The following is a 17,894-nucleotide window of genomic DNA, read 5'->3' as shown; positions in this document are numbered from 1 at the left end:
TGTTTAGTGTTGCTGCGCCAGTGCGACACGCACGGCCAGCAAGATGAAGGTAATGCCGGTGACCCGATTAAACCACCTGCCAAAGCGGAAAAAACCTTGTCGTACCGACGCTGTCGTAAAGAAAACCGAGACCAATGCGAACCAGGCAAAAAGCATCATGCTCATGCAGGCCACATAGAACACTTTGATATCACCGCCGGTATGCACCGAGACCAGACTGGTAAATAGCGCCAGAAAGAACAACACGGCCTTGGGATTGAGCAGATTGGTCAAAAAACCCAGCGCAAACGCCGCAAAATCGCCGCGTCGCGCGCCAGCCAGTTCGCCCTCGATCGGCGGTTTGGGCGGCGGACTGCGCAGCGCCGCAATGGCCAGATAGACCAGATAGGCCGCGCCCAGCCATTTCAGCACGTTGAACAGCAGCAGCGACTGGCTCACAATCAGCCCGACGCCCAGCAGCGTGTAGCTGCCATGCACCAGAATCGAAACGGCCAGTCCGGCGGAGGTGAACAACGCAGCCCGTCGATCATGGGCAATCGACTGCCGCAGCACCACGGCAAAATCGGCGCCGGGGATCACCGCATTGATGCCGAAGGCTAGCATCAAGCCAAGAAATTCGAGCCAGGGGAAATCCATCGGGCACCAATTGCTGCGTCAAGTCCGTCCAAGCGGGCATCTCTGTTTAGCCAGTTCTGCCCCGTTCGCAAACCGCCAATATGCGCGCGACTACTGGGCGGCTATTGCCTGCGCCTGTTTCAGCGGCCCGGGCAGGCTCTCGTCGATATCGAGAGCGCCGCTGTTCACCTGCTCGACAAACGCCTGGCAGAAACTGTCTTTGTCTTTTGCCTGATTGTAGGCGCTCATGATCTGTGTGCCGCCATAGGTCTCGGCCGCGACAACTTCCTCGGGTGTGCCGCCCCCCAGCCGCTCGGCAACCCGATTGGCCAGCTCCAAAAAGCCGATATTGCGCAGGTACCAGTTGTCGTTGGCCGTCTGGTAGGCACTGTCGAGCCCGGTGGTTTCATAGCAATGTGTCGTCATGGCCGACACGATCGCCTTGGTCCCGTGAAAAGCCATCAGTTCGCCGACCAGTTCAAGGTCAGTCGCAGCCCGGGCATGGGCGGGGGCCAGAGCGGCAAGGCAGATGACGGCGGAACAGATCAGGGGACGCAACAGACGCTCAACTCCAGAAAACCGCGCTAGCAATGAGCTGTCATGTGCTGCACTCACGTTAACAGAATGTTAGCATCGAGCGTCACCGACATCACGAAAGCGCCAACAAAAAGGGGCCCGCCACAGCGGACCCCCATCAGTGCAATTTCAATGCGGCGATCTAAAGATCAAGCACCAGGCGTTCCGGTGATTCCAGGCTTTCCTTGACCCGCACCAGGAAGGTCACGGCTTCCTTGCCGTCAACGATCCGATGGTCATAGCTCAGCGCAAGATACATCATCGGCCGGATAACGATTTCGCCACCAACAACCACTGGCCGTTCCTGGATCTTGTGCATGCCCAGAATACCCGACTGCGGGGCATTGAGAATTGGCGTGCTCATCAGCGAGCCATAAACCCCACCATTGGAAATGGTGAACGTGCCGCCCTGCATATCGGCCATCGACAACTGACCATCGCGTGCCTTCTTGCCCAGGCCGTTGATGGATTTTTCGATGTCGGCAATGCTCATCTGATCGGCGCCGCGCACCACGGGGACAACAAGGCCCTTCTCGGTGCCAACAGCCACGCCGATATTGGCGTACTGCTTGTAGATCAGATCGTCGCCATCAATCTCGGCATTGACCGCCGGGATCTCCTTGAGCGCGTGCACCACAGCCTTGGTGAAAAAGCCCATGAAGCCAAGCTTGACGCCATGCTTCTTCTCGAACAGTTCCTTGTACTGGGTGCGCAGGTTCATCACCGGCGCCATGTCCACCTCGTTAAAGGTGGTCAGCATGGCTGCTGTGTTCTGGGCATCCTTGAGACGACGCGCAATGGTCAGGCGCAACCGGGACATCTTCACCCGCTCTTCGCGCGAGGCTTCGTCGGCCGAAGATGGCGCACGCGGCGCTACCGGCGCCTTGGGGGCGTCAGCGGGCTTTGCCGCCGGGGCGGCCTGGCTGGCGGCAGGGGCTGGCTTGGCGATGGCCGACAGCACATCTTCCTTGAGCACCTGGCCCTGCTTTCCCGAGCCAGCGATCGCGCCGGCCTCAAGATTGTTTTCGTTAATCAGCTTTTGCGCCGACGGCGCGGGTGCGCGATCTGTCGCCGTCACCGGCTCGGCGGCCGGCTCAGGCTTGATCTCTTCGGGACCCGCAGCATTGTTGGCAGGCGTGTCGGACTTGGCTTCCGACTTGGCATCGGGCTTGGCTTCAGCCTTGGGCGTCACCACGGCACCGGCGCCACCAATGGCGCCGAGCAGTGCGCCCACATCAACCGTTTCGCCCGGCTGAGCAGCAATGGCCTCAAGCACACCAGCGGCAGGCGACGGCACTTCGATGGTCACCTTGTCGGTTTCAAGCTCGACCAGTGGTTCATCGGCGGCGACGGTTTCGCCAACCTTTTTGTACCATTGCCCAATAGTGGCTTCGGTAACGCTTTCGCCCAGCGTCGGGACACGGATTTCTGTCGACATGTCTAGTCCTTTTATTGCGCGAAGGCTTCGTCGAGGAAGGCCTGCAACTGTGCCAGATGGGTCCGCATCAAGCCGGTGGCCGTGGAAGCGGACGCCGGACGACCGGTATAGCGCACGCGCTGACCGGTCCGGCCCATCTGATCGAACACCCATTCAACATAGGGCTGAATGAACGCCCAGGCACCCATATTCTTGGGTTCTTCCTGGCACCAGATGACCTCGGCATTCTTGAACCGGTTCAACTCGTCCAGCAACGCCTTGGCGGGGAACGGGTAAAGCTGTTCGATACGCAGCAGATAGACATCATCAATGCCGAGCTTCTCGCGCTCTTCGAGCAGATCGTAATACACCTTGCCCGTGCACAGCAGCACGCGACGGATCTTTTCATCAGCCGCCAGCTTGATCGTGGTCTTGGGCGCACCAGGGGCTTCAGCATCGTCCCATAGCAGACGATGGAACACCGAATCTGACCCCATTTCAGCCAGCCCAGAGGTTGCACGCTTGTGGCGGAGCAGGCTCTTGGGCGTCATCAGGATCAGCGGCTTGCGGAAGTCGCGGGTTACCTGACGGCGCAAGGCATGGAAATAGTTGGCCGGCGTCGTGCAGTTGGCGACCTGCATATTGTCTTCCGCACACAGTTGCAGGAAGCGTTCAGGACGCGCCGAGGAATGTTCGGGCCCCTGTCCTTCGTAGCCATGCGGCAACAGCATCACCAGCCCACTCATGCGGAACCACTTGCGCTCGCCCGACGAAATGAACTGGTCGATCACCACCTGGGCGCCGTTCACAAAGTCACCAAACTGGGCTTCCCAGATCGTCAATGCGCGGGGATCTGCCAGTGAATAACCATACTCAAAGCCCAGCACTGCTTCTTCCGAAAGCATCGAGTTGATGACCTCGTAGCGGCACTGATCGGGAGCAAGGTTGTTCAGTGGCGTATAGCTCTTATTGTCGACCAACTGATCATTGAGCACCGAATGGCGCTGGCTGAAGGTGCCGCGTTCCACGTCCTGACCGGACAGCCGAACCGGATGGCCTTGCGTCACCAGTGTGCCGAAGGCCAGCGATTCCGCAGTAGCCCAGTCAATGCCTTCGCCCGATTTGATCGCCGCCAGACGGTTGTCCATGAAGCGCTTGACCGTCTTGTGGACGTTGAAGCCTTCAGGGATGCGCGTCAGATCGGTACCAATCTTGATCAGCTGATCGATGGCAACGCCGGTTTCGCCCCGACGCGCACCATCCTGATCGGCGGGGCGGAAATCCTTCCACTGCCCATCAAGCCAGTCTGCCTTGTTCGGGCGATAGTCCTGACCGGCCTCGAACTCTTTTTCCAGCGACGCACGCCAGTCGGCCTTGAGCTTGTCAACATCAGCTACGGTCACCAGACCTTCGCCAATCAGCTTTTCAGCATAGATCTCCAGCGTCGTCTTGTGCGCCCGGATCTTGGAGTACATCAGGGGCTGGGTGAAGCTGGGTTCATCGCCTTCATTGTGGCCGAAGCGGCGATAGCAAAACATGTCGATCACGACTGGTTTGCCGAACTTCTGGCGATATTCGACCGCGACCTTGGCCGCAAACACCACAGCTTCAGGGTCATCCCCGTTCACATGCAGCACCGGCGCCTCGATCATCTTGGCGACGTCGGTCGGATAGGGCGAGGAGCGCGAATACATCGGGCTGGTGGTGAACCCGATCTGGTTGTTGATCACGAAGTGGATTGACCCACCCGTGCGATGGCCTTTCAGGCCACTCAACCCCAGACATTCGGCGATCACCCCCTGGCCGGCAAAGGCGGCATCGCCATGGATCAGCAATGGCAGCACCATGGCGCGATCTGGCCTGCTATCGGTAGGCATGTTGACCAACTTGCCTTCGGGCGCGATATGCCGATCTTGCTTGGCGCGCGACTTGCCCAGCACCACCGGGTCGACGATCTCGAGGTGGCTCGGATTGGCCGTTAGCGACAGATGCACCTTGTTGCCATCAAAGTCGCGGTCCGAGGACGCGCCCAGATGGTATTTCACGTCGCCTGAACCCTCGACGTCGTCGGGATAGAAGGCGCCGCCCTTGAATTCGTGGAACAGCGCGCGATGCGGTTTCTGCATCACCTGCGTCAGCACGTTGAGGCGACCACGGTGGGCCATGCCCAGCACGATGTCCTTGATCCCCAGTGCGCCGCCGCGCTTAATGATCTGCTCCAGCGCCGGAATCGTGGCTTCACTGCCATCCAGACCAAAACGCTTGGTGCCGGTATATTTGACGTCGATAAACTTCTCGAAGCCTTCGGCCTCGACCAGCTTGTTCAGAATGGCCTTCTTGCCCTCGGCGGTGAAGGCGATTTCCGTGTTCGGCCCTTCAATCCGTTCCTGGATCCATTGCTTGGCTTCAGGATCGGAGATGTGCATGAACTCGATGCCCAGCGTACCGCAATAGGTACGCCGCAGGATCGCCAGCATCTCTGGAATCGTCGCGTATTCCATGCCCAGATAGTGGTCGATGAAAATCTTGCGGCCGTAGTCACCCTCGGTGAAGCCATAGCTTTTCGGATCAAGCTCGGGGGCTGGCTCATCAGCCTTCATCTTGAGCGGATCAAGATCGGCATGCAGATGCCCGCGCATGCGATAGGCGCGGATCATCATGATGGCGCGAATCGAATCGCGCGTAGCCTGCAGCACGTCGGCGACGCTCGACTGGGCAACACCCAGCGCCGCGGCCTTCTTGCTGATGGCCTTTTCGGTCTTGATGGCGATGTCGCCCCAATTGCCGTCCAGCGCACTGACCAGGTCGCCATCCGCGGCGAGCGGCCAGTCCTTGCGGGTCCAACTCGGGCCGTCCGCATTTTGCTGCGCCACACCCTCGCCGTCATCCAGTTTGGAAAAGAAGCTCTGCCAGGTCTCATCAACACTGGACGGGTCGCTCTTGTACCGTGCGTACAATTGCTCGATGTAGTCGGCGTTCCCACCATAGAGGAACGAGGTCAGCAAGAACGTGTCGTTCTTTTCCTGTCGTGTCATCGCTTTATGTTGCGAGGCCCGCGCCCCGCCATCCTTCTGAACTGACCGGATAATCTCCGGCCCCGTGAGCGGTCATTGCTGATTGTGACTATTGACCACTCTTCCTTTGCAATCTGTTAACACTTACGGCGCCCCGCAAGGCGCCGCGGCTCATGATTTCAATCCGCAACAGTCACCCCAACGGGGTAACATCGTTCTATGTCCGAAACGCGGCCTACTTTCGACCAACACGACAATCTTGCCGCGTTTGCCGGCGTCCCAGATAGCCTCGCCAGCGAGGTCCCCTATGGACGTCGCTGGCGAGGCCTGACCAACCGGTGACCCCAAAAGAATCCCGCCGAGCCGCATGACTTAGCCCTTGAGCAATTCTGCCAATGTCCGGCCGATGCGCGCCGGCGACTTCGACACGCGGATGCCCGCAGCCTCCATCGCCGCAATCTTGTCTTCGGCACCGCCCTTGCCGCCCGAAATGACGGCGCCAGCGTGGCCCATGGTACGGCCTGGAGGTGCTGTCAGACCGGCAATGAAGCCAGCCATCGGCTTCTTGCGGCCACGCTTGGCTTCGTCGATCAGGAACTGGGCGGCGTCTTCTTCAGCCGAACCACCGATTTCCCCGATCATCACGATCGACTTGGTCGCGTCGTCAGCCAGGAACATTTCAAGGATATCGATGATCTCGGTGCCCTTGACCGGGTCACCGCCAATGCCGACAGCCGTGGTCTGGCCCAGGCCTTCATTGGTGGTCTGGAACACCGCTTCATAGGTCAGCGTGCCCGAACGCGACACGATGCCGACCGAGCCCTTCGAGAAGATCGAACCGGGCATGATGCCGATCTTGCACTCTTCCGGCGTCAGCACGCCCGGGCAGTTGGGGCCCAACAGCCGTGACTTGGAGTTTTCCAGACGCGCCTTGACGCGCACCATGTCGAGCACCGGAATGCCCTCGGTGATGCAGACGATCAGCGGAATTTCTGCGTCGATGGCTTCGATGATCGCAGCTGCGGCGCCGGGAGGCGGCACATAGACCACCGAGGCATTGGCGCCGGTGCGTTCCTTGCCTTCGGCAACGCTGGCATAGACGGGCAGCGATGCTGAGGCATCCAGGCCGCTGGTCCAGGTTTCACCGGCCTTTTTGGGGTTCACGCCGCCCACCATTTGGGTGCCGTAATAGGCCAGGGCCTGCTCGGTGTGGAAGGTACCGGTCTTGCCGGTGAGGCCCTGAACGAGAACCTTGGTGTCTTTATTGACGAGAATGGACATGGGTTTGGTCTCTCTTACAGGGCTTAGGCAGCGGACTTGACGGCGGCAACAATCTTCTGCGCCGCATCATCAAGGTCATCGGCCGAAATCACGTTCAGGCCCGATTGATCCAGGATCGCCTTGCCTTCCTTGACGCGGGTGCCTTCCAGGCGAACAACCAGCGGCACTTCGAGGCCCACTTCCTTGACCGCAGCGATCACGCCTTCGGCGATCACGTCGCAGCGCATGATGCCGCCAAAGATGTTGACCAGAATGCCCTTCACTGCCGGATCGGCCGTGATGATCTTGAAAGCCGCTGTGACCTTTTCGGTGGTGGCGCCGCCACCAACGTCGAGGAAGTTTGCCGGCTCGGCGCCATAGAGCTTGATGATGTCCATGGTCGACATGGCCAGGCCCGCACCATTGACCATGCAGCCGATATTGCCATCAAGCGCCACATAGGCCAGATCGAACTTGGACGCTTCGATTTCCTTGGCGTCTTCTTCGCTCAGATCGCGCAGCGCCTTGAGGTCTTCATGCCGGAAGGCGGCATTATTGTCGAAGCTCACCTTGGCGTCGAGCACGCGCAAATGGCCATCAGTCATCACGATCAGCGGATTGACCTCAAGCATGCTCATGTCGGTGTCGACAAAGGCCTTGTAGAGGATAGGCATCAGCTTGGCCGCATCGGCCTTGGCATCGCCATCCAGCGCCAGCGCAGCCGCGATCTTGGCCACGTCGGCTTCGGTGACTCCAGCGGTCGGGTCGATATCGACGCTGATGATCTTGTCTGGGGTCTCTTCGGCCACGGCCTCAATGTCCATGCCGCCTTCGGTCGAAACCACGAACGACACCCGGCCGCTGTCGCGATTGACCAGCAGTGAGCAATACAGCTCGCGGGCAATGTCGGCACCGTCTTCGATATACAGGCGATTGACCTGCTTGCCGGCGGGGCCGGTCTGCTTGGTCACCAGCGTATTGCCCAGCATCTCCTTGGAGAAGGCAACCACTTCATCAATGGTCTTGGCCAGGCGCACGCCGCCCTTGGCGTCGGGGCCCAGTTCCTTGAACTTGCCCTTGCCACGGCCACCGGCATGGATCTGGCTTTTGACCACATAGAGCGGCCCCGGCAGCGACTTGGCGGCAGCAGCGGCTTCATCGGCCGAAAAAATCGCCACGCCCGCCGCAACCGGCGCACCGTAGGACTTCAGCAGCTCTTTGGCCTGATGTTCATGGATGTTCATGTCTAATTCCCTTGATGGGTAAATCGCTTTGCGGTCACGGAGCATCCGCTCCCACCACCTCATTCCCGCAATTGCGAGAATCTCTGTTCATGCCCCCAAAGGGGAAATCCCCGCTTGCGCGGGGATGTTGTTTTCTCGTTATGCCAGCTTGGGGGCGATCTTCTTGCAGGCCTCGATCAGCCCTTCAACCGCGCCGACCGACTTGTCAAAGGCCTTCTGTTCGGCAGAGTTGAGCGCGATCTCGACGACCTTTTCCGCGCCACCGGCACCGATCACCACCGGGACACCGACATAGGTACCCTTCACGCCGAATTCGCCATTGAGATAGACGGCGGCGGGCAGCACGCGCTTCTTGTCCTTGAGATAGCTCTCGGCCATGGCAATGGCTGAGGTGGCCGGCGCGTAAAAGGCCGAACCGGTCTTGAGCAGGCCGACGATCTCGGCGCCACCATCACGGGTGCGCTGGATGATCTCTTCAAGCTTTTCCTTGCTCATCCAGCCCATCTTGACGATGTCGGTCAGTGGAATGCCAGCCACGGTGGAATAGCGGGGCAGCGGCACCATGGTGTCCCCATGCCCGCCCATCACGAAGGCATTGACGTCCTGGATGGAGACATTGAGTTCGTCGGCGATGAAGTGGCAGAAGCGCGAACTGTCCAGCACGCCCGCCATGCCGACCACCTGATTGGTGGGCAGGCCGGAGAACTTCTGCAGCGCCCAGACCATCGCATCGAGCGGGTTGGTGATGCAGATCACGAAGGCCTTGGGCGCATACTTGGCGATCCCGGCACCAACCTGCTCCATCACCTTGAGGTTGATCTCGAGCAGATCGTCGCGGCTCATGCCCGGCTTGCGCGGCACGCCGGCGGTGACGATCACCACGTCAGCGTCTTTGAGGTCTTCATATTTGGAGGTGCCGGTGATCGAGGCATCATAGCCTTCGACCGGGGCCGACTGTGACAGGTCAAGGGCCTTGCCCTGTGGCACGCCGTCAACAATATCGAACAGCACGATATCGCCAAGGTCTTTAAGAGCGGCGAGATGGGCGAGTGTTCCGCCGATTTGACCAGAGCCGATAAGAGCGATCTTCTTGCGCGCCATATGTCGTCATCCCCAACTAGGTTGAATTGGGCGCACGTTTAACCCTAGCGGCTAACAGGGGCAAGTGAACCCTTCGTATAAACCGCGCTTTCGCCCTTGCCCATGGGCGAAGGGGTGTTGCCGGATAGGCAGGGAGCGTCTCCAACCCGATCAGGACAGGCTAAGAAGGAGCACTCACCGCTTCCCGCAACCCCTGCGCCAGATAGTCTTCCGACTGCATCTCGATCAGCCGCGACACGGTGCGCTGGAATTCGAATGCCGTCTTGTCGTCCTTGCCGAGCTGTTCAAGGGGAACGGCAAAGCTGGCGCCCAGCTTGACGCCCCGATCATAGAGACTGTCGATCAGAAGGATGAACCGCTTGGCGGCATTGGACATGGTGCGGTCCATTTGCGGCACATCATCGATAATGATGGAATCGAATTGATTGGCAATGCGCACGAAGTCGCGCGAACCCAGCGGCTTCTCGCACAGATCGGCAAAGCCGAACCGCGCCGCACCCAGCGCCGCCAGCGGCACCGCAATCGACCGCCCTGTGCTTTGCACCCTGTCCGGCTCACCCGGCTCGCCACCGGTAATGCGTAGCCATAGCCGGTCCATCTCGGCCCGCACCGCCGCACCTGTGCCGAACGCATAGACGTGCTGCCCGGCAAATTTCATCCGCCGGTAATCCTGCGCCGCTGGCAATTCAGCTACCGTCAGATGCTCTCTCAGCAGCGCGATGAATGGCAGAAACAACTGCCGGTTCAGCCCGTCCTTGTACAGCCCCTCCGGCGCCACATTGGAGGTGGCCACCGGCGTCACCCCGCCCGCAAACAGCTTCTCGAACAGCCGCGACAGCAGCATGGCATTGGTAATGTCGTGCACATGCATTTCATCCAGGCACAACAAACGCAGCCCCGATTTCAGGATTGGCTTGACCACCGCCTCGACCGGATCGGCATCCTTGCCCTTGGCGCTTTTGCGAAAGGTCGCCATCCCGGCATGGATCTCGTCCATGAACTCGTGAAAATGCACGCGCCGCTTGCCGCTGATGGCGGCCGCCGCAAAGAACAGATCCATCAGCATGGTCTTGCCGCGCCCGACCTCGCCATGCAGGTACAGGCCGCGCACCGGTGCAGTCTTGCTGTCAAACAGCTTGCCCAGCATCCCCTTGGGCTTGTCGGCCAGCAGCCCCGCCAACACAGTGTCGAGCAGTTCCGCAGCATCGTGCTGGGCTGGATCAGCCGTCAACGCCCCACGCGCCACCAGCGCGGCATACGCCGCGCCGACAGGGCCAGATCGCTTAGAAGTCTTGGTACGCGCAGCCAATTACGCCGGCCTCTCGGTAGTGGGGTCAGGCGGGGGCGAAAGTCGCAATCAGCGAGAGCCGGCGCGCAACCTATCCAGGGATAGCTGAGCACCGGCAGCGCAACTGATCACGATTTGCAGACCGGCATCAGCCGACGATTAGCGGGCCATCGAGATGGCTTGACCGCCACTCATTGTCCCAATGTAGCGACCGGCGCTTGGCGCCAGGAAGGCCGCGATATTGCCGTTCTCGTCATAGAGCTGGAGCTGGCTGCCCACCTGCTGCCAGCCGGAAACGCTTGCCAGGGCCGGAATGGCACAGCCCGGCGCCGAAGCGCGGTAATAGCTGGTGCCGGTCTTGGCGGTCATGGGCAGGTTAAGGCGGCATTGCTGCGCCCCGGCGACGACATTCCACACTCCTTCGGGGCCGCTGGTCATGGCGCCAGCATTTGGCTGGGCCAGCGGATCGAGTGACACGATCGAGGATGGGGTGCCGGTAGTGGCCGTTGCCAACTGAGGATTGGCGGCGACGCCACCCAAGGTAGGTTGACCGGACAGTCCAGGTGCCGGCGTACCGGTGGCGCCGATGGCCGGCAGCGTGCCCTGCTGCACGACAGAATTCTGCACCGGCTGCAATTGCGCCGGGGCGCCGATCGTATTGAGATTTGCGGTGTTTGATCCCGTCGAGGAACAACCCGCTATCAACAGCGCAATTGCTGCAACGCCCGCAGCGGACAACGATCCGCGCATCCAAACACTCATTGGTCGCTCCTACCCAAAGGCTTAACAAACGTTAACAGTTAGGCTGGCTTATAACCAAAGCTTTCCCTGCGTTCAACCGCCGCAGCCCGCAACGGACCCAAGGCGTATCAGTGTGGCGCTTTTACGCGTTGCCCGCCATCATTTCTTTCAACAACTCGGCGGCCAAAATCGTTGCATCATCGGCCTCCTCTTCTGGCACCTGGACGGGCACCCCGCCTTTGCCGAAGACATTGCCCACCCCCGGCAGACCACCTTCGCCGTGTTCAAGCGGGTGAAAGCCATGCGCCCGCAGCGCTGCCATCAGCACGCGAGCCGTGGTTGGATTGTCGACATCGGCGATGATCTGATAGCTCATGAGCGGCTCCTGTTGCCCGATCCTGACGCCCCCCGCACCGCAGGGCAAGCCCATTGCACCCGCAGCCGCCCGCGAACGTATGTGCTCCAGGCACGGCTTGCCAAGCCGTCACCAAAATGATGCAATCCCGGCCAAGTCCTTTCACTGCAAGGTGATTTGCCGCTATCCCACTCACAGCGCTTAGTTTGCTGGACAACTTGCCTGCCCGGAGACCAGATGGGCGCCTATATTTTACGCCGCATCCTGCTGATGATCCCGACCGTGTTCGGCATCATGGCCATTTCGTTCCTGATCACCCAATTCGCCCCTGGCGGCCCGGTCGAGCAGGCGCTGGCCAATCTTTCCGGCCAGAACACCTCCATGGTGGAGCGCATCAGCGGCAGCGACGCTGGCGATTTCGCCGCCCAGCCGACACAGCAGCAGGGCGGCTCCGCCTATCGCGGCAGCCAGGGACTGGCGCCGGAGCTGGTCGAACGAATCGAAAAGCAGTTCGGCTTCGACAAGCCGCCGCTCGAACGCTTCGGCATGATGTTGTGGAATTACCTCCGCTTCGATTTCGGCGACAGCTACTACCGCGACATCTCGGTGATCGATCTTATCAAGGAGAAAATGCCGGTCTCCATCTCGCTGGGCCTGTGGATGACGCTGATCGCCTATGGCATTTCCATTCCGCTCGGCATCAAGAAAGCCGTCACCGACGGCAGCCGGTTTGACGTCTGGACTTCCACCATCGTCATCATCGGCTATGCTGTGCCCGGTTTTCTCGTCGCCATCGCGCTGATCATCCTGTTTGCCGGCGGCAGTTTCTGGTCGATCTTTCCGCTGCGTGGCCTGCATTCCTCGGGCGCCGCCAATTGGCCGTTTCATCTATGGCTGCTTGATTATCTCTGGCATCTGGTGTTGCCCGTAATCGCCATGGGGCTGGGCGCCTTTGCCACCACCACCTTGCTCACCAAGAACTCGTTCATCGACGAAATCGGCAAGCAATATGTCACCACCGCCCGCGCCAAGGGCCTGAGCGAAAACCAGGTGCTGTATCGCCACGTCTTTCGCAACGCCATGATGCTGATCATCGCCAGCTTCCCGGCCGCCTTTGTCGGTGCCTTCTTCGGCGGTTCGCTGCTGATCGAAACCATCTTCTCGCTTGATGGCCTGGGCCTGCTCGGCTTTGTCTCGGTGGTGAGCCGCGATTATCCGGTGGTATTTGCCACGCTCTATATCTTCAGCCTGCTCGGCCTCGTCATCTCGCTGCTCTCGGACCTGGCCTATATGTGGGTCGATCCGCGGCTGGATTTTGAAAGTCGCGAAGTATGAGTACCGTCAGCGACACCGCCCAAGCCCCGCCGCGCCGCCGCTGGCTCAGCCCGATCAATCAGCGCCGCTGGCAGAACTTTCGCGCCAATCGTCGCGGCTGGTGGTCGCTATGGCTGTTTCTGGCCTTCTTCGTACTCACCCTGGGCTCCGAATTCATCGCCAATGACAAGCCCATCATGGTGTCCTATCAGGGCGAACTGCTGTTCCCCGCCTTTGTCGACTACCCGGAATCCCGCTTTGGTGGCTTTCTCGGCGCGCCCGACTATCGCGGTGACTTCATGGCCGAACAGATTGCCGCCAATGGCTGGGCCATTTGGCCGCCAGTACGTTTCAGCTACAGCACCGTCGATGTGTTTCAGCCCGGCTCGGGCGCCATCGCCCCCACCTGGATGCTCAGCCGCGAGGAAGCCTGCCAGCGCTATCCGCTGGGCGTCGATGATCCCAACTGCAATTGGAGCAATTATCATTGGCTGGGCACCGACGGCCAGGCCCATGATGTGCTGGCCCGTCTGCTCTATGGCGTGCGCATCTCCATCCTGTTCGGCTTCACCCTGACCATCCTGTCCTCGGTGGTTGGCCTCGTCGCCGGCGCCGTGCAGGGCTATTTCGGCGGCTGGCTCGACCTGATCGCCCAGCGTCTCATCGAAATCTGGACGGCCATTCCCGCCCTCTATCTGCTGCTGATCATCTCCAGCGTCATCGCCCCCACCTTCTGGGTGCTGCTGGGCATTCTGCTGCTGTTCTCCTGGGTCACCCTGGTGGGCATTGTGCGCGCCGAATTCCTGCGCGGCCGCAATTTCGAGTACATCGCCGCGGCCCGTGCCCTGGGCGTTTCCAACCCCACCATCATGTGGCGCCATCTGCTGCCCAACGCCATGGTCGCCACGCTGACCTTCATGCCTTTCATCCTGTCCGGATCAGTGGTTACCCTCACCTCGCTCGACCTGCTCGGCCTCGGCCTCGAACCCGGCACGCCCTCACTGGGCGACCTGCTGTTTCAAGGTAAGGAAAACCTGCAGGCCCCGTGGCTCGGTCTCACCGGCTTTTTCGCCATCGCCATCCTCATGACCCTGCTGGTCTTCATCGGCGAGGCCGTCCGCGACGCCTTCGATCCCCGCAAGGCATTTGCATGACCGCCCCCCTGCTCTCCATCCGCGACCTGACCATTGCCTTCGGCGCCAATGCCGCCACCCGCAATGTATCGTTCGACATCGCCCCGGGTGAAACCCTGGCGCTGGTCGGCGAAAGTGGCTCGGGCAAGTCGGTCACCGCGCTCTCGGTGCTCAAGCTGCTGCCCCCTACCGCCCGCCTCTCGGGCCAGATCCTGTTCAAGGGGCAGGACCTGGTCACCGCCCCGCCCGCAGACCTGCGCGCCGTGCGCGGCAACGATATTTCGATGATCTTTCAGGAGCCCATGAGCTCGCTCAATCCGGTGCACACCATTGAGCACCAGATCGGGGAAGTCCTCGCAATCCATCGCGGCCTGCGCACCAGCGCTGCCCGCGCCCGCACGCTCGAACTGCTCGACGCTGTCGGCATTCCCGATCCGAAGAGCCGGCTCGCTTCGTTTCCGCACCAGCTCTCGGGCGGTCAGCGCCAGCGCGTGATGATCGCCATGGCACTGGCCAATGAGCCCGATCTGCTGATTGCTGACGAGCCCACCACCGCGCTCGATGTCACCGTGCAGGCGCAGATCCTGGTCCTGCTCAAGGATCTGCAAAAACGCCTCGGCATGGCCATGCTGTTCATCACCCACGATCTGGGCATCGTCAAAACCATTGCCGACCGCGTCTGCGTCATGACCGAGGGCGAAATCGTCGAAACCGGTCCAGTAGCGCCGCTATTTGCCCGGCCGCAGCACGCCTATACCCGCCATTTGCTGGCCGCCGAACCGCGCGGCACCCCACCGGCCAGCGACGCCACCGCCCCCGTGATTGTCGAGGTCAGCGATCTCAAGGTCTGGTTCCCCATCAAGCGCGGCCTGTTGCGCCGCACCATTGGCCATATCCGCGCCGTCGATGGCGTCGACCTGACCATCAGGCGCGGCGAAACCCTCGGCGTGGTAGGCGAATCCGGCTCGGGCAAATCCACCCTCGGCTACGCCCTGCTCCGGCTATTGCCCTCCAAGGGCCGCATCGTCGTGCTGGGCAACGATCTGCAGACGCGCTCCTGGAAAGCCATGCGCCCGCTGCGTGCCGATCTGCAGATCGTGTTTCAGGACCCTTTCGGCTCGCTCAGCCCCCGCCTGTCGGTCGACCAGATCATTGGCGAGGGCCTGGCCGTGCATCAGCCCCGGCTCAACACGGTGGAGCGCGACGCCCGCGTCGTCGCGGCGCTGCAAGAAGTCGGCCTGCCGCCCGCCGCCCGTTTCCGCTATCCGCACGAGTTTTCCGGCGGCCAGCGCCAGCGCATTGCCATCGCCCGGGCCCTCGTGCTGCAGCCCCAATTCGTCGTGCTCGATGAACCGACGTCGGCGCTCGATGTTTCCATCCAGGCTCAGGTGGTCGATCTGCTGCGCGATCTGCAGCAGCGCCATGGCCTGACCTATCTGTTCATCAGCCACGATCTCAAGGTCGTGCGCGCCCTGGCCAACCAGCTCATCGTCATGCGCGATGGCAAGATTGTCGAGCACGGCCCCGCCGCCGACATCTTTGCCGCTCCCAAATCGGATTACACCAAAACCCTGCTCGCCGCCGTCTTCGACATTGCCACGCTCACCCCTGTTGCCAGCCCATGATCGCGGCTAGTCTCGTCTTGAACTTTCAACGACCCCGGAGCCGTCCGATGCAGTTCGCACCCATCCTTACCCTCGGCCTGTTGTTCGGCCTGGCCGCACCCGCCCTGGCCCAGACCGCCACCGATGTGTGGACCCACGCCTTCACCATGACCGGTGAGCCCAAATACCCCGCGGACTACAGCCATTTCGACTATGTCAATGTGGATGCCCCCAAGACCGGCACGGTGCGCCTGGGCCAGTTGGGTGGCTTTGATACCTTCAATCCCGTGCTGCCCAAGGGCGAACCGGCCAACGGCATCGGCCTGGTCTACCAGACCCTGATGACCCCCTCGCTCGATGAGGTGAACACCTATTACGGCCTGCTCGCCGAAAGCCTGAAGATCGCATCCGACTATGGCGCGGTGACCTTCCGCATCGACCCCGACGCCCGCTGGCACGATGGTGAACCGGTGACCGCTGAGGATGTGGTCTGGTCCTTCAACATCGAAAAACAGCTCAGCCCCAATTCAGCGCAGTACTACGCCAATGTCACCCAGGCCGAGGTCACCGCTCCCGGCGAAGTCACCTTTACCTTCGATCAGACCGGCAATCGCGAACTGCCGCTGATCCTGGGCCAGTTGATGGTGCTGCCCCAGCATTGGTGGGAAGGCACAGACGCCAATGGCAAGCCGCGTGATATCGCCCAATCCACGCTCGAGTCGCCAATGGGTTCAGGACCCTATGCGCTGGCCAGCTTCGACGCCGGGCGCACCATCACCTATCAGCGCGTTGAGGAATATTGGGGTCTCAACCAGCCTACCCAGGTCGGCAGCAACAATTTCGACGAGTATCGCATCGAATATTTCCTCGACGAGACGGTGCGCTTCGAGGCTTTCAAGGGCGATCAGTTTGACTGGTGGAGTGAATACGCTGCGCGCCGCTGGGCGACGGCCTTCGATTTCCCGGCCATCCAGCAGGGCCGCGTGGTGCAGGAATTGTTTCCGCAGGACTATGCCAGTAACGGGCTGATGGTCGGCTTCATCCCGAACCTGCGCAAACCGAAGTTTCAGGACGAACGGGTGCGTCAGGCGCTCAACTACGCCTTTGATTTCGAATCCCTCAACCAGACCCTGTTCTATGGCCAGTATGAGCGCATCGACAGCTACTTCTATGGCCTGCCCTTCAAATCCAGCGGCCTGCCAGAGGGCGAGGAACTCGATATCCTCACCTCGGTCAAGGATCTGGTGCCGGCATCGGTATTCACCGAGCCCTACACCAATCCCGTCAATGCCGACGCCGCTGCGCAGCGCGACAATCTTCGCCACGCACTGACCCTGCTCAACGAGGCCGGCTACACGCTGGACGGAACGCGCATGGTCGACGCCAATGGCGAGCAACTCACGCTGGAAATTCTCAGCAACCAGCCCTCGCTGGAGCCCGTGTTCCAGAATCTGGTCACCAATCTGGGGCGGCTGGGGGTGCAGGTCAGCATCCGTATCGTCGATGCCCCGCAATACATCAATCGCCTGCGCAGCTTCGATTACGACATCATCTATACGCAATGGGCGCAGTCTTTTTCACCCGGCAACGAGCAGCGCTATTTCTTTGGCTCCTCCACCGCCAATCAGGAGGGCTCCACCAATTATGCCGGCATTGCCGACCCAGGGGTGGACGCACTGATTGAAAAGGTGATCGGCGCCAAGGATCGCGCCACCCAGGAGGCCGCGACCAAGGCGCTCGACCGGGTCCTGCTGCATCACCACTATGTGGTTCCCGGCTATACGCTGCGCACCGCCCGCACTGCCCGCTGGGATCGCTTCAGCCATCCCGAGCCACTGCCCGAGTTCTCCTCGGGCTTCCCCACCATCTGGTGGTACGACGAAGCCAAAGCCGCCAAAACCGGCGGCGCTCAGTAGTATCCCAAACGCCGCCCGACTTCCTCCGCTACGGGGGAGGTCGGGAGGGATGCCCAACCCAACCTGCGATTACCCGGGTTTGCGCGCTACCAGATCGATAACGGCCGACAGACCGGCATGGGCGGCGCCCTCGGTCAGCTCGGTGTCATAGCTTTCCAGTGTGATGATCTCGAGCTCGGCGAACTGCGCGCGCAGCAAGGCCTCGGTATAGAGATTTTCAGCCTGCGGCGGCCCGCCCGTGCCATGCGCCAATTGTTCGGGCCGGTAGCCTTCGAGCAACAGCAACCCGCCCGGTTTGAGCGTCCGCACCATGCCG

The 17,894-nt window shown here is 61.0% G+C and carries 14 protein-coding genes and 1 pseudogene; 4 read left to right on the top strand and 11 right to left on the bottom strand.

The annotated features are described in order from the left end of the window. Positions 1 to 3: 3 nt before the first annotated feature. The 10 genes from Q8O80_RS00105 to Q8O80_RS00060 all read right to left on the bottom strand — a co-directional run bounded on the left by Q8O80_RS00105 (position 4) and on the right by Q8O80_RS00060 (position 11,632). A complete protein-coding gene (locus tag Q8O80_RS00105; RefSeq protein WP_305575651.1) occupies positions 4 to 636 on the bottom strand; it encodes a LysE family translocator in 633 nt (210 codons plus the stop codon). 90 nt (positions 637 to 726) lie between these two features. Continuing rightward, positions 727 to 1,173, bottom strand: coding sequence for a hypothetical protein (locus Q8O80_RS00100; RefSeq protein ID WP_305575649.1), 447 nt, complete (start codon positions 1,171 to 1,173; stop codon positions 727 to 729). 160 nt (positions 1,174 to 1,333) lie between these two features. Further along, on the bottom strand, positions 1,334 to 2,629 hold the full coding sequence (odhB, locus tag Q8O80_RS00095) for a 2-oxoglutarate dehydrogenase complex dihydrolipoyllysine-residue succinyltransferase (protein ID WP_305575647.1): 1,296 nt from the start codon (positions 2,627 to 2,629) through the stop codon (positions 1,334 to 1,336). Between the two features lie 11 nt (positions 2,630 to 2,640). Continuing rightward, complete coding sequence (locus tag Q8O80_RS00090) at positions 2,641 to 5,643, bottom strand: 2-oxoglutarate dehydrogenase E1 component (protein ID WP_305575645.1); 3,003 nt, start codon at positions 5,641 to 5,643, stop codon at positions 2,641 to 2,643. Positions 5,644 to 5,994: 351 nt separating this feature from the next. Continuing rightward, positions 5,995 to 6,903, bottom strand: coding sequence for a succinate--CoA ligase subunit alpha (gene sucD, locus Q8O80_RS00085; RefSeq protein WP_305575643.1), 909 nt, complete (start codon positions 6,901 to 6,903; stop codon positions 5,995 to 5,997). A gap of 23 nt (positions 6,904 to 6,926) precedes the next feature. After that, entirely contained in the window at positions 6,927 to 8,126 is a 1,200-nt protein-coding gene (sucC, locus tag Q8O80_RS00080) for an ADP-forming succinate--CoA ligase subunit beta (RefSeq protein ID WP_305575640.1), read from the bottom strand. Positions 8,127 to 8,264: 138 nt separating this feature from the next. After that, the gene (mdh, locus tag Q8O80_RS00075) at positions 8,265 to 9,227 is read right to left on the bottom strand and encodes a malate dehydrogenase (protein WP_305575638.1); all 963 of its coding nucleotides are present in this window, start codon (positions 9,225 to 9,227) and stop codon (positions 8,265 to 8,267) included. A gap of 160 nt (positions 9,228 to 9,387) precedes the next feature. Further along, a complete protein-coding gene (zapE, locus tag Q8O80_RS00070) occupies positions 9,388 to 10,536 on the bottom strand; it encodes a cell division protein ZapE (protein WP_305575636.1) in 1,149 nt (382 codons plus the stop codon). 138 nt (positions 10,537 to 10,674) lie between these two features. Continuing rightward, complete coding sequence (locus Q8O80_RS00065; protein WP_305575634.1) at positions 10,675 to 11,277, bottom strand: AprI/Inh family metalloprotease inhibitor; 603 nt, start codon at positions 11,275 to 11,277, stop codon at positions 10,675 to 10,677. A gap of 121 nt (positions 11,278 to 11,398) precedes the next feature. Beyond that, positions 11,399 to 11,632 carry a hypothetical protein gene (locus tag Q8O80_RS00060; protein WP_305575632.1) on the bottom strand — a complete coding sequence of 78 codons (234 nt, stop codon included), beginning with the start codon at positions 11,630 to 11,632 and terminating at the stop codon, positions 11,399 to 11,401. Positions 11,633 to 11,848: 216 nt separating this feature from the next. On the opposite strand from Q8O80_RS00060, the gene Q8O80_RS00055 reads away from it, so the two are divergent. From Q8O80_RS00055 to Q8O80_RS00040, 4 genes are read left to right on the top strand one after another with little or no spacing between them, the layout of a single operon-like run. Then, complete coding sequence (locus tag Q8O80_RS00055; RefSeq protein WP_305575630.1) at positions 11,849 to 12,946, top strand: microcin C ABC transporter permease YejB; 1,098 nt, start codon at positions 11,849 to 11,851, stop codon at positions 12,944 to 12,946. Next, entirely contained in the window at positions 12,943 to 14,079 is a 1,137-nt protein-coding gene (locus tag Q8O80_RS00050; protein ID WP_305575626.1) for an ABC transporter permease, read from the top strand. Before Q8O80_RS00055 ends, Q8O80_RS00050 begins: the two co-directional genes overlap by 4 nt. Further along, the gene (locus tag Q8O80_RS00045) at positions 14,076 to 15,683 is read left to right on the top strand and encodes an ABC transporter ATP-binding protein (protein WP_305575624.1); all 1,608 of its coding nucleotides are present in this window, start codon (positions 14,076 to 14,078) and stop codon (positions 15,681 to 15,683) included. Before Q8O80_RS00050 ends, Q8O80_RS00045 begins: the two co-directional genes overlap by 4 nt. 47 nt (positions 15,684 to 15,730) lie before the next feature. Then, positions 15,731 to 17,578, top strand: coding sequence for an extracellular solute-binding protein (locus tag Q8O80_RS00040; protein ID WP_305575622.1), 1,848 nt, complete (start codon positions 15,731 to 15,733; stop codon positions 17,576 to 17,578). 69 nt (positions 17,579 to 17,647) lie between these two features. Here Q8O80_RS00040 and Q8O80_RS00035 read toward each other — a convergent pair. Then, a pseudogene (locus Q8O80_RS00035) lies at positions 17,648 to 17,894 on the bottom strand (SAM-dependent methyltransferase); the annotation flags it as partial.

The sequence above is a fragment of the Devosia sp. genome, assembly GCF_030689745.1.
GTDB classification, from domain to species: domain Bacteria; phylum Pseudomonadota; class Alphaproteobacteria; order Rhizobiales; family Devosiaceae; genus Devosia; species Devosia alba.
Note: the sequence above shows the minus strand (reverse complement) of the source record. Positions and strands in the feature narration are given on the sequence as shown.

Coding starts and splice junctions, on each gene's coding strand:
- Q8O80_RS00105 (WP_305575651.1), bottom strand. CDS start 636: ATGGATTTCCCCTGGCTCGAATTTCTTGGCTTGATGCTAGCCTTCGGC.
- odhB (WP_305575647.1), bottom strand. CDS start 2,629: ATGTCGACAGAAATCCGTGTCCCGACGCTGGGCGAAAGCGTTACCGAA.
- Q8O80_RS00090 (WP_305575645.1), bottom strand. CDS start 5,643: ATGACACGACAGGAAAAGAACGACACGTTCTTGCTGACCTCGTTCCTC.
- sucD (WP_305575643.1), bottom strand. CDS start 6,903: ATGTCCATTCTCGTCAATAAAGACACCAAGGTTCTCGTTCAGGGCCTC.
- sucC (WP_305575640.1), bottom strand. CDS start 8,126: ATGAACATCCATGAACATCAGGCCAAAGAGCTGCTGAAGTCCTACGGT.
- mdh (WP_305575638.1), bottom strand. CDS start 9,227: ATGGCGCGCAAGAAGATCGCTCTTATCGGCTCTGGTCAAATCGGCGGA.
- Q8O80_RS00065 (WP_305575634.1), bottom strand. CDS start 11,277: ATGAGTGTTTGGATGCGCGGATCGTTGTCCGCTGCGGGCGTTGCAGCA.
- Q8O80_RS00060 (WP_305575632.1), bottom strand. CDS start 11,632: ATGAGCTATCAGATCATCGCCGATGTCGACAATCCAACCACGGCTCGC.
- Q8O80_RS00055 (WP_305575630.1), top strand. CDS start 11,849: ATGGGCGCCTATATTTTACGCCGCATCCTGCTGATGATCCCGACCGTG.
- Q8O80_RS00050 (WP_305575626.1), top strand. CDS start 12,943: ATGAGTACCGTCAGCGACACCGCCCAAGCCCCGCCGCGCCGCCGCTGG.
- Q8O80_RS00045 (WP_305575624.1), top strand. CDS start 14,076: ATGACCGCCCCCCTGCTCTCCATCCGCGACCTGACCATTGCCTTCGGC.
- Q8O80_RS00040 (WP_305575622.1), top strand. CDS start 15,731: ATGCAGTTCGCACCCATCCTTACCCTCGGCCTGTTGTTCGGCCTGGCC.